Annotated in this window: 7 protein-coding genes; 1 reads left to right on the top strand and 6 read right to left on the bottom strand. The window is 58.9% G+C overall.

Features of this window, described 5'->3' with window-relative positions:
- Positions 1 to 358: 358 nt before the first annotated feature.
- The 5 genes from QP503_RS02110 to rpsL form a co-directional block, all read right to left on the bottom strand.
- On the bottom strand, positions 359 to 751 hold the full coding sequence (locus tag QP503_RS02110; RefSeq protein WP_285068104.1) for a hypothetical protein: 393 nt from the start codon (positions 749 to 751) through the stop codon (positions 359 to 361).
- A 147-nt stretch (positions 752 to 898) separates the two neighbouring features.
- Positions 899 to 2,086, bottom strand: a complete 1,188-nt coding sequence (tuf, locus tag QP503_RS02115) for an elongation factor Tu (RefSeq protein ID WP_006681502.1) — start codon at positions 2,084 to 2,086, stop codon at positions 899 to 901.
- 162 nt (positions 2,087 to 2,248) lie between these two features.
- Positions 2,249 to 4,372, bottom strand: a complete 2,124-nt coding sequence (fusA, locus tag QP503_RS02120; RefSeq protein ID WP_006681503.1) for an elongation factor G — start codon at positions 4,370 to 4,372, stop codon at positions 2,249 to 2,251.
- A gap of 89 nt (positions 4,373 to 4,461) precedes the next feature.
- Positions 4,462 to 4,932 carry a 30S ribosomal protein S7 gene (gene rpsG, locus QP503_RS02125; protein ID WP_006681504.1) on the bottom strand — a complete coding sequence of 157 codons (471 nt, stop codon included), beginning with the start codon at positions 4,930 to 4,932 and terminating at the stop codon, positions 4,462 to 4,464.
- Positions 4,932 to 5,306, bottom strand: coding sequence for a 30S ribosomal protein S12 (rpsL, locus tag QP503_RS02130; RefSeq protein WP_006681505.1), 375 nt, complete (start codon positions 5,304 to 5,306; stop codon positions 4,932 to 4,934). The genes rpsG and rpsL overlap by 1 nt, the downstream gene beginning before the upstream one ends.
- 634 nt (positions 5,307 to 5,940) lie before the next feature.
- Here rpsL and QP503_RS02135 point away from each other — a divergent pair.
- A complete protein-coding gene (locus QP503_RS02135) occupies positions 5,941 to 6,987 on the top strand; it encodes an endonuclease domain-containing protein (RefSeq protein ID WP_285084442.1) in 1,047 nt (348 codons plus the stop codon).
- A 371-nt stretch (positions 6,988 to 7,358) separates the two neighbouring features.
- On the opposite strand, the gene QP503_RS02140 is transcribed toward QP503_RS02135, so the two are convergent.
- Positions 7,359 to 11,255, bottom strand: a complete 3,897-nt coding sequence (locus tag QP503_RS02140; RefSeq protein ID WP_103633255.1) for a DNA-directed RNA polymerase subunit beta' — start codon at positions 11,253 to 11,255, stop codon at positions 7,359 to 7,361.
- Positions 11,256 to 11,265: the final 10 nt, after the last annotated feature.

Consider the following 11,265-nt stretch of genomic DNA (forward strand, 5'->3'; position numbering starts at 1 on the left):
TTGTCCAAAGATCACGGGCGTTTCAGCCCAGTCCGCAGAATCCCTGCGGAACCGCCCCACGGGTCGCGAGGCAACCGTTCAAGTCTGACAGAGCCACACCTTTCCTAGCAAGTTTGAACTCGCCATCTGGAGTGTGAATCCTCATACATTACACGGACGATTAAATTACTTGTCAGCCCCCATGCGCTTCGACTTGGAGCCTTTAGCCCACAGGTGCTTGAAGCACCGCGAATCAGTGTACCCGCACTCGGGCGTGTCGTCTACCTGGGGGTGTACTAGCACGAGGCGCCTGCGGGGCACCGACCAGAGGTTCAGTGCTCCACAGTCACCCTAGTATTCGCTAATGACGCTGGGCGTCTCAGTCGCATTTCTGACGAACTGCACACACATCCGCAACCAGGCAGAGGATTCCGAGTCCGCCAACGAGCGTTCCATTGAAGCCGGTCTTCGCGATCTTTCGCGGCCTCGAATTGTTGGTGTTCGGGGGGTCAGACGGTGTCGGGTTGTTCGGCCCAGCCGGGGCGGGCTTGTATTTCACCGTGTACGTAATACCCACCTGAGTCTTCGCATCCGCACCCTCAGGCGTCTGCTCACCAGTCCAGGTGAACTTGAACTGAATATCACGACCACCCGTCGCAGCCGACTTCGACGCCAACGCAGCAAAGTGCCCCGACACCGACCCTTTAACCGTGTACTCCGTATCCGCCGTCGACGCCGCCCCGACGAACAAGCACGCAAACACGACGAACAAGCACGCAAACAACCACGAACAAGCACACACAAAAAGCGAAAAGGCCGCCACCCCCTGACGGGGATGGCGGCCCTTCGAGGTCCGCTGGACCGAAGCTCTCACCCGGTCCGGACGAGCCGCCTCAGCGGAACGCCCGACCGGAGTCGATCACTTCTCGATCGCAGTCACACGACCGGAACCAACCGTGCGACCACCCTCGCGGATCGCGAAGCCGAGGCCCGGCTCCATAGCGATCGGCTGGATGAGCTCGACGGTGATCTCGGTGGTGTCGCCCGGCATGACCATGTCGGTGCCCTCGGGGAGGGTGATGACGCCGGTCACGTCCGTGGTGCGGAAGTAGAACTGCGGACGGTAGTTCGAGAAGAACGGGTTGTGACGACCGCCTTCTTCCTTCTTGAGGATGTAGACCTGTCCGGTGAAGTTGGTGTGCGGGGTGATCGAACCGGGAACGGCAACGACCTGACCGCGCTCAACCTCATCGCGCTTGGTGCCACGCAGGAGGAGACCACAGTTCTCGCCTGCCCATGCTTCATCCATGGACTTGTGGAACATCTCGATACCGGTAACGGTGGTCTTCTGCGGTTCGCGGATACCGAGGATTTCAACCTCAGAGTTGATCGGGAGCTTGCCACGCTCAACACGACCGGTAACAACGGTGCCACGGCCGGTGATGGTGAAGACGTCTTCGATCGGCATGAGGAACGGCTTGTCCATGTCGCGCTCAGGAGTCGGCACGAAGGTGTCGACTGCCTCCATGAGCTCCTCGACCTTAGCAACCCACTGCGGATCACCTTCGAGAGCCTTCAGCGCGGAAACCTGGATGATCGGGGCGTCACGATCGAAGTCCTGGGACTCGAGCAGGTCGCGGCACTCTTCCTCAACGAGCTCCAGCATTTCCTCATCGTCGACCATATCGGCCTTGTTGAGGGCAACCAGGATCGTCGGAACGCCAACCTGGCGAGCAAGCAGAACGTGCTCGCGGGTCTGAGCCATCGGGCCGTCGGTGGCGGCGACAACGAGGATTGCGCCATCCATCTGAGCTGCACCGGTGATCATGTTCTTGACGTAGTCGGCGTGGCCGGGGGCGTCAACGTGTGCGTAGTGACGCGCCTCGGTCTGGTACTCGACGTGGGAAACGTTAATCGTAATGCCACGCTCACGCTCTTCAGGAGCGTTGTCGACGTTTTCGAACGGGGTGAACTCGTTCAGTTCCGGGTACTTGTCGTGCAGAACCTTGGTGATTGCTGCGGTAAGCGTGGTCTTGCCGTGGTCAACGTGACCGATGGTACCGATGTTGACGTGCGGCTTGCTGCGCTCGAACTTGGCCTTCGCCACTTGTGTCCTCCTGGACTCGGGTAGTTTTTCTAGCCTTTGGCTACGTGCAACTCTAACACCCAGCCGGCCGAAACCTACATGGAAATTGTTGGTATGTGAGGCGGGTCGCTACGCTCGCGCTAATTTCTTAGCGCGAGCAAGCGAAACGCGACGGATCGGGACTCACTCGCCCCGGGACTTGCCGACGATTTCGTCAGCGACGTTACGCGGAACTTCCGCGTAGGAGTCGAACTCCATCGAGTACACTGCACGGCCCTGCGTCTTGGAACGCAGGTCGCCAACGTATCCGAACATTTCAGAGAGCGGAACCTGTGCCTTGACGACGCGGATACCGTGCTGCTCATCCATGGACGAAATCTGTCCACGACGGGAGTTCAGGTCGCCGATGACGTCGCCCATGTACTCCTCAGGAGTACGGACCTCAACGGCCATGATCGGCTCAAGAAGAACCGGGCTTGCCTTCTTCGCGGCTTCCTTCAAAGCCATCGAACCGGCAACCTTGAACGCCATTTCCGAAGAGTCAACTTCGTGGTACGCACCATCGAGGAGCGTTGCCTTGATGTCAACCATCGGGTAGCCGGCGAGAACACCGGACTGCATGGCGTCTTGGATACCAGCGTTAACCGAAGGAATGTACTCGCGCGGAACGCGGCCACCAGTGACCTTGTCCTCGAACTCGTACTCTTCCTCGGAGCCTGCGGGGATAGGTTCGAGAGCGATGATGACACGCGCGAATTGGCCGGAACCACCGGTCTGCTTCTTGTGCGTGTACTCGTACTTCTCGACCTTCTTGCGGATGGTCTCGCGGTAGGCAACCATCGGAGCACCGACGTTTGCTTCAACCTTGAATTCGCGACGCATACGGTCAACGATGATGTCCAGGTGAAGCTCACCCATACCACCGATGATCGTCTGGCCAGTCTCAGCGTCGAGCTCGACCGTGAAGGTCGGGTCCTCTTCGGCGAGCTTCTGAATTGCGACGCCCATCTTTTCCTGGTCAGCCTTCGACTTCGGCTCAACCGCAACCTGGATAACAGGCTTCGGGAACGTCATCGATTCGAGAACGATCGGCTTGTCGATTGCGCAGAGCGTATCACCAGTGGTCGTGTCCTTCAGGCCGATAACCGCGTAGATGTGGCCAGCATGTGCCTGATCCACAGGGTTTTCCTTGTTGGAGTGCATCTGGAAGATCTTGCCGATGCGTTCCTTCTTGCCCTTGGTGGAGTTCAAGACCTGTGCGCCAGAGTCCACCTTGCCGGAGTACACGCGGACGAAGGTGAGCTTGCCGTAGAACGGGTGAGCAGCAATCTTGAATGCAAGAGCTGCGAACGGTTCGTTCTCGTCAGGCTTACGGGACTCGGTCTCTTCTTCGGTTTCCGAACCGGGCTTGAAGCCACGGACGGACTCAACGTCCAGCGGAGACGGGAGGAAGTCAACAACCGCGTCGAGCACGGGCTGAACACCCATGTTACGAAGAGCGGTACCGCAGTAAACCGGGAATGCGCGACCAGAGATCGTCAGCAGGCGGATGCCTTCCTTAATCTGCTCGACGGTCAGCTCACCATTCTCCAGGTATGCCTCGGTCAGCTCGTCGGAGCCTTCCGCAGCAGCCTCGATCATGAGTTCACGGTATTCTTCCGCGCGTTCCTGCAGATCCTCGGGGATCGGGCCACGAACAACGAGGGAGCCGAGGGTCGCCTCGCCCTTGTCGTCTTTTGCCGGGTAGCGCAGGGACTCCATCGAGAGCAGGTCAACCTGACCCTCGAAGTCATTCTCTGCACCGATCGGGAGCTGCATGACGATCGGGGTCGCGTGGAGGCGATCCTTAATCGTCGAAACGGAGAAGTAGAAGTCAGCGCCCATCTTGTCCATCTTGTTGATGAAGCAGATACGCGGAACCTCGTACTTGTCAGCCTGACGCCACACGGTCTCAGACTGTGGCTCAACGCCTTCCTTACCGTCGAAGACTGCAACAGCGCCGTCGAGCACACGCAGGGAGCGCTCAACCTCAACCGTGAAGTCAACGTGGCCGGGGGTGTCGATGATGTTGATCTGGTTGCCGTTCCAGAAAGAGGTAACAGCGGCGGACGTAATCGTAATGCCGCGTTCCTTTTCCTGTTCCATCCAGTCGGTCGTCGAGGCGCCGTCGTGGGTCTCGCCGATCTTGTAGTTAATGCCCGTGTAGAACAGGATGCGTTCCGTCACGGTCGTCTTGCCGGCATCAATGTGAGCCATGATGCCAATGTTTCGAACCTTGTTAAGGTCGGTAAGCACGTCTAGTGCCACGAGTGCGATCCTTCGCTCGAAGTGATTGTGAATTCGCGGGCAAAATTAAGGTTGACGAAAACCGAAGATCCCGGCCTCGTCACCCAAAATCACCAGCGGTAGTGAGCGAACGCGCGGTTCGACTCGGCCATCTTGTGCATGTCCTCACGACGCTTCACGGCGGCGCCGAGACCGTTGGAGGCATCCAGGATCTCGTTCGCGAGGCGCTCGGTCATCGTCTTTTCGCGACGCTGACGCGAATAGTCAACCAGCCAACGCAGGGCAAGGGTCGTGGCGCGCGCGGGGCGAACCTCAACCGGAACCTGGTAGGTCGCGCCACCAACACGGCGGGAGCGAACCTCAAGGGCGGGACGAATGTTGTCAAGAGCGCGCTTCAGAACCGAAACCGGTTCCTGCTCGGTGCGCTCACGCACGGTCTCCAGTGCACCGTAAACGATGCGCTCTGCAACGGTCTTCTTACCGTCGAGGAGTACGCGGTTGACGAGCTGGGTCACGACCTTCGAGCCGTAGACCGGATCGTCGACGAGGGGACGCTTAGGAGCTGGGCCCTTACGAGGCATTACTTCTTCTCCTTCTTCGCGCCGTAGCGGGAACGAGCCTGCTGGCGACCACGAACACCCTGGGTGTCGAGGGAGCCACGAACGATACGGTAACGGACACCCGGGAGGTCCTTCACACGACCACCGCGAACGAGCACGATCGAGTGCTCCTGCAGGTTGTGGCCTTCACCGGGGATGTACGCCGTAACCTCAATGCCGGACGAAAGGCGCACACGAGCAACCTTACGGAGGGCTGAGTTCGGCTTCTTCGGGGTGGTGGTGTACACGCGGGTGCACACACCACGTCGCTGAGGCGAGCCCTTAAGCGCTGGGGTCTTCACCTTCGAGCGCTTCGAGCTACGACCCTTGCGGACGAGCTGCTGAATGGTAGGCACTGGTTCTCCAGTTTCTTTCCGTCGGAGGCCTTTCGATTGAGCAATCGCGAAAGGCCCTTGTCTAGTCATCCATGGCTTGACGAATCCCCTTACGGACACACGCATGTCCGCCAAGGGGCCGGTGCGCCATGATAGCCACCGTTCGGCTGGCCAGAGAATGACGCCCGGAGCTCCGACGGACGGAGCCCGCTGTCAGCGAAAGCTGACGAAAGAGAACCCGTAAATTCACGGGAACCTCGTCTAGTTTACGAGGCTTGGGGTTTCTTGGTCAAAGGCACAACTCGTGAGGTGCGCCCCACTTCCCCCACCGCGCTTGTTCACCACCGCCCGCCCCACCCACCGCGCTTGTTCACCACCAACGATCCCTCATTTAGGGCACCGCGAACCCTTTTCCAAACGCTGACGGACTTGAACGCCTAGGAGCGCTTTGCTTCAACAAGCGCGCCAAAGTCGCAAAACTACGCGCTTCCCTCCCCGTATTGAGTTCCGCAACGGTGAACAAGCGCGGTAGTTTTCCACAGTTTTCACACACCCCGACTTATCAACATTTCGCTCTAGGGAGCCTCGCACATTCCTCCTCCATCGCGGAAGCTAGACACCTACTTCCCCCCTTCAGCCCACAATCGAGGTCCCCATGCACCGTTTCCAGGCGCCTCGCATCCGCGACGTCCGCAAGGCAATGACATTCACCCGCCCGCACCGAGCTTCGCGCGACGAACTCACGTACAACGTCGAAATACGAAGAGGCGCTTTCCTGAGCGTCACCTACCTCTCGACACTTCCTCAGCATTGGCAACGCGAACAGGCCGTCCAACTTGCTCGCATTATCGCTGTTCAGCACACTCATCCGCGATGCGTTCCAACGGGTATATCAGCAGCGTACTTGCACGGTGCCCGCGCGTTTGATTACCCCGGCGACGTCCATATGGCTTCCCTGTCGAATTCAACGCGTTCTGCAAAGGCGTTACCAGCGGTCACTCTCGGCGAAGAAGTACTAGCCAGTCGTGCCACAATCGTGTTTCACCGGATGCTTCCTATCGCCAATCACACGTGCAGGATTGATGGAGTGCGGAGTTTGACCTTACATGACGCGCTGTTGACACTCGCAGTGCAGGAGTGCGGTGCGCTAGCTTTCTCGATGGCTTGCTCGGGGATGCGCCTGTTGATTGAGAACACACGAAGCAGAAGCATTGGATTCAAAAAACGCCTTCGAACACTCAGGCAGTCGTTGAGCGCTCAGTTCAAACAGCTCGAATCGGGCCATCGCCATCGCGCGGACGGCTCTTGGCTGTTCGCTCACGCCGATGCCGCGTGCGAGAGTCCTGGAGAAAGCCACATCCTATGGATTCTGCGTTCAAGCGGACTAGCTGGCATTGAAACGCAGTGCGAAGTCACAAGTAACGGCAACCGTTTCTTCTTCGATCTCTGCTTTCCTGAGGCTCGCGTCGCAATCGAGTTTGATGGGCGTTTCAAGTATGGGGACAGTGGCTTAGAGATTGACGAGGCTACGGCCAAGCAAGTTCAACGACAGACACAGTTAGAGGCCGACGGTTGGCACTTCATCCGTTTCCGTTGGGAAGACTTGCCAGACTGTTCGAAGATATTGAATTCCGTGTTCATGCTACTTCTGCAGGTTGAGGCTTGTCCGGCCACTATGAAACGCGCTCGCGTCCACGCCTGACACCTCGCCTGCCTCTACTGACCGAATCAATCCACCGTTTTACTGACATTTCCGCCCTTGCCACTCGGCACCCCTGCCACTGCCTAGGCACTACGGTGTCGCCTCGCGTCTGATGCCGCTTCCTCATCCCCGCGCTTGTTCACGACTTACAGTCACATTTCGTAACTTCTGTGTCCCGCGCTCGTTCGACGGCGCACCAAATACAACCTGTTCGCTCTGAGCGAACAGGCGCTTGTTCACCGTTCGCCGACGGTGAACAAGCGCCGAAAGGCAGACGACAACATATACAAAGCGTGGCGCCCGAGCGAACAAATCACATCAAGCGCCACGCCTCGTATTTAGCCGGTCATTGCCTGGCTAAAGAGCAACTACTACTCACGGAACGACATACCGAAGTCGATCGCACCAAGAGCATCGAGGAAGTCCTCGGAAACTCCACCATCCTGGAAGTCCATCTGCGTGTAGTTCGAAGCAGCAAGCGCTTCCGCAGTCGGCTCAACGGTGACTCGGTTGTAACGCGACAAGCCGGTACCAGCCGGGATGAGCTTACCGAGAATGACGTTCTCCTTGAGGCCAACGAGCGAATCAGACTTGCCGTTCATCGCTGCCTCAGTGAGAACCTTCGTCGTTTCCTGGAAGGATGCCGCCGACAGCCACGAGTCGGTTGCCAGCGACGCCTTCGTGATACCCATAAGCATCTGACGACCGGAAGCAGGTTGCCCGCCCTCGGCAGCGACCTTGCGGTTCTGCGCCAGGTAAGCCATACGGTCAACAAGCTCGCCGGGCATGAAAGTCGTATCACCGGGCTCAAGGATGGTAATTCGACGCAACATCTGGCGAACGATGACCTCAATGTGCTTCGCGTGGATACCGACGCCCTGATCGCGGTAGACCTTCTGGACCTCGTCAACAAGCTGCTTCTGCGCGACGGAGCGACCCATGATGCGAACGATTTCCTTCGGATCAAGCTGACCCTCAGTCAGAGGCTTGCCTGCCTCGACATGCTCGCCTTCAGCGACAAGAAGCTCCTGACGACGCGAGACCTCAATAACGTCATCTTCCTTCGCATCATCACGAGTAATGACGATGCGACGAACCGACGGATCCTCGTCATCAATGTGAACGCGACCAGCGGCCTCGCTCATCTTTGCTTCCATCTTCGGACTACGAGCCTCAAAGAGTTCCTGAACTCGTGGCAGACCCTGGGTAATATCAGCTGCAGATGCGGCGCCACCGGTGTGGAACGTACGCATCGTGAGCTGAGTACCGGGCTCACCAATCGACTGCGCGGCGATAATGCCAACTGCTTCACCAATATCAACCTGCTTGCCGGTAGCCAACGAGCGACCGTAGCAGGCAGCACAGGTGCCGACCTGCGATTCACAGGTGAGGACGGAACGGCAGGTGATCTCTTCAACGCCTGCTTGCGCAAGGGCGATGAGCTCATCGTCACCAAGATCGGTGCCTGCGGGCATGATGACCTCGCCGGCTTCGTTCACAGCATCGCGGGCAAGGTTACGCGCATATGCGGTGGTCTCAACCGTTTCGAGAGCCTCCCAAACGCCGTCGACCTTCTTCGCGATCTTGATCTTGACGCCCTGGCGGGTGCCACAATCCTCTTCACGAACGATGACGTCCTGCGAGACGTCAACCAGACGACGAGTCAGGTAGCCAGACTCTGCGGTACGAAGTGCCGTATCAGCAAGACCCTTACGAGCACCGTGCGTTGCGATGAAGTACTCGAGAACGGTCAAGCCTTCGCGGTAGTTCGCCTTGATCGGACGCTCAATGAGCTTCTGCTTCGGGTCGGACACCAGACCACGCATACCTGCGATCTGCTGGACCTGTGACCAGTTACCACGCGCGCCCGAGTTGACCATGCGGTACACGGTGTTGCGATCGTCGAAGTTACCGCGCATGTCATCTGCAACCTTCTGGGTGCATTCGAGCCAAAGGTCAACGAGGTCCTTGTAGCGGTTTTCTTCGAGGATGAAGCCTGCGTCGAAGTCTTCCTGAATCTTGGCTGCGCGAGCCTCGTATTCAGCAAGAATTTCTTCCTTGCGTGGCGACGCCTGGATGTCGGAGAACGCGATCGTGATACCCGACCACGTCGACCAGTGGAAGCCGGCCGACTTCAGGGCATCGAGGCATTCTGCAACCAGAACGTTCGGGTAACGCTGGGTCAGGGTGTTGACGATCTGACCGAGCTGCTTCTTGCCGACGACCTCGTTCACGAACGGGTAGTCAACCGGTAGCTGCTCGTTGAAGATCGCGCGACCGAGGCTGGTTTCGAGCAGAACATCGTCGCCCGGTTCCCAACCTTCAGGTGCTTCCCAATCGGCCGGCGGAACGATGCCGTCGAAGCGAATGAGAGCCTTCGCGTTGAGGTCAAGCAGACCCATGTCGAACGCCATAATCGCTTCAGCGGCACTGGAGAACGACGGCACGATGGGGTTGCCGGCAGAATCCTTGGCAACTTCGATCGTCGAATCCGGTTCCGAAGTCAGGTGGAACAGGCCAATGATCATGTCCTGTGACGGCATCGCAACGGGGCGACCGTCGGACGGCTTCAGAATGTTGTTCGTCGACAGCATGAGGATACGCGCTTCAGCCTGAGCCTCGGCACCCAGTGGCAGGTGGACTGCCATCTGGTCACCGTCGAAGTCAGCGTTGAACGCGCCACAGGCGAGCGGGTGCAGCTGAATGGCCTTACCTTCAATGAGCTGAGGCTCGAACGCCTGGATACCCAGACGGTGAAGGGTAGGTGCGCGGTTCAGTAGCACGGGGTGCTCGCGGATAACGTCGTCGAGGACGTCCCACACCTCGGGGCGCTGACGCTCGACCTTGCGCTTCGCTGCCTTGACGTTCTGCGCGTAGTTCTTCTCAACGAGGCGCTTCATGACGAAGGGCTTGAAGAGCTCGAGTGCCATCTGCTTGGGCAGACCACACTGGTGGAGCTTCAGCTGCGGGCCGACGACGATGACCGAACGGCCAGAGTAGTCGACGCGCTTACCGAGCAGGTTCTGACGGAAGCGACCCTGCTTGCCCTTGAGCATGTCAGAGATCGACTTCAGCGGGCGGTTGCCCGGGCCTGCAACGGGGCGACCACGGCGGCCGTTGTCGAAGAGCGCGTCTACAGATTCCTGCAGCATGCGCTTTTCGTTCGCGACGATGACGTCCGGCGCACCCAGTTCAAGCAGTCGCTTGAGTCGGGTGTTGCGGTTGATCACTCGACGGTACAGGTCGTTGAGGTCGGAGGTCGCGAAGCGGCCACCGTCCAGCTGAACCATCGGGCGCAGGTCCGGCGGAATAACCGGAATCTTGGTCAGGACCATCGATGCCGGCGAGTTGCCGGTCGCGATGAAGGCGTTGATGACCTTCAGGCGCTTGATGGCACGTGCTTTACGAGGCCCGGAGTCGGACGCAATGGTCTGACGGAGGGATTCGACTTCGGCTTCAAGATCGAAGGTTTCCAGGCGCTTCTGGATGGCAGCTGCGCCCATGTCGCCCTTGAAGTAGGTGCCGTAGCGGGCGACCATCGCGCGGTAGAGGCGCTCGTCACCGATCAGGGCACCGACCTTCAGGTTCGTGAAGTTATCCCACACGACCTCAAGACCGTCGATGTCACCGTCGAAGCGCTTACGAAGGCGCGCCATGTCCTTCTCGGCGCTCTTGCGGAGCTTTTCGCGTTCCGCGGCGGAGGCGCCATCAGCTTCGAGAGCAGCGAGGTCAGCTTCAAGCTTCTCGGCTGCCTGGTTGATGGCGTCGTCACGGCGGTCTTCCATCTGCTTCTTCTGAACTTCGAGTTCAGCGCGCAGATCCATGAGGTCCTCGTCGCGGCCCTTTTCGTCGATTTCGGTGACCATGTATGCGGCGAAGTAAATGACCTTTTCGAGGTCCTTCGGAGCGAGGTTCAGCACGTAACCGAGGCGCGAGGGCACGCCCTTGAAGTACCAGATGTGGGTGACCGGTGCGGCGAGGTCGATGTGGCCCATGCGCTCGCGGCGAACCTTAGAGCGCGTGACCTCGACGCCACACTTTTCACACACGATGCCCTTGTAACGGACACGCTTGTACTTGCCACACGCGCATTCCCAGTCGCGTGTGGGGCCGAAGATCTGTTCACCGAACAGGCCGTCGCGCTCGGGCTTGAGCGTGCGGTAGTTGATGGTCTCCGGCTTCTTGACTTCACCGTGTGACCACGAAGCGATGTCATCGCTTGTGGCCAGGGTGATCTTCAGGCTGTCGAACGTTTTGGCGTCCAGCAAAGTCATCTCT

Origin of the sequence: Pauljensenia sp. UMB0895 (assembly GCF_030218905.1) — a bacterium.
GTDB lineage: Bacteria > Actinomycetota > Actinomycetes > Actinomycetales > Actinomycetaceae > Pauljensenia > Pauljensenia turicensis_A.

Coding starts and splice junctions, on each gene's coding strand:
- rpsG (WP_006681504.1), bottom strand. CDS start 4,932: ATGCCTCGTAAGGGCCCAGCTCCTAAGCGTCCCCTCGTCGACGATCCG.
- QP503_RS02135 (WP_285084442.1), top strand. CDS start 5,941: ATGCACCGTTTCCAGGCGCCTCGCATCCGCGACGTCCGCAAGGCAATG.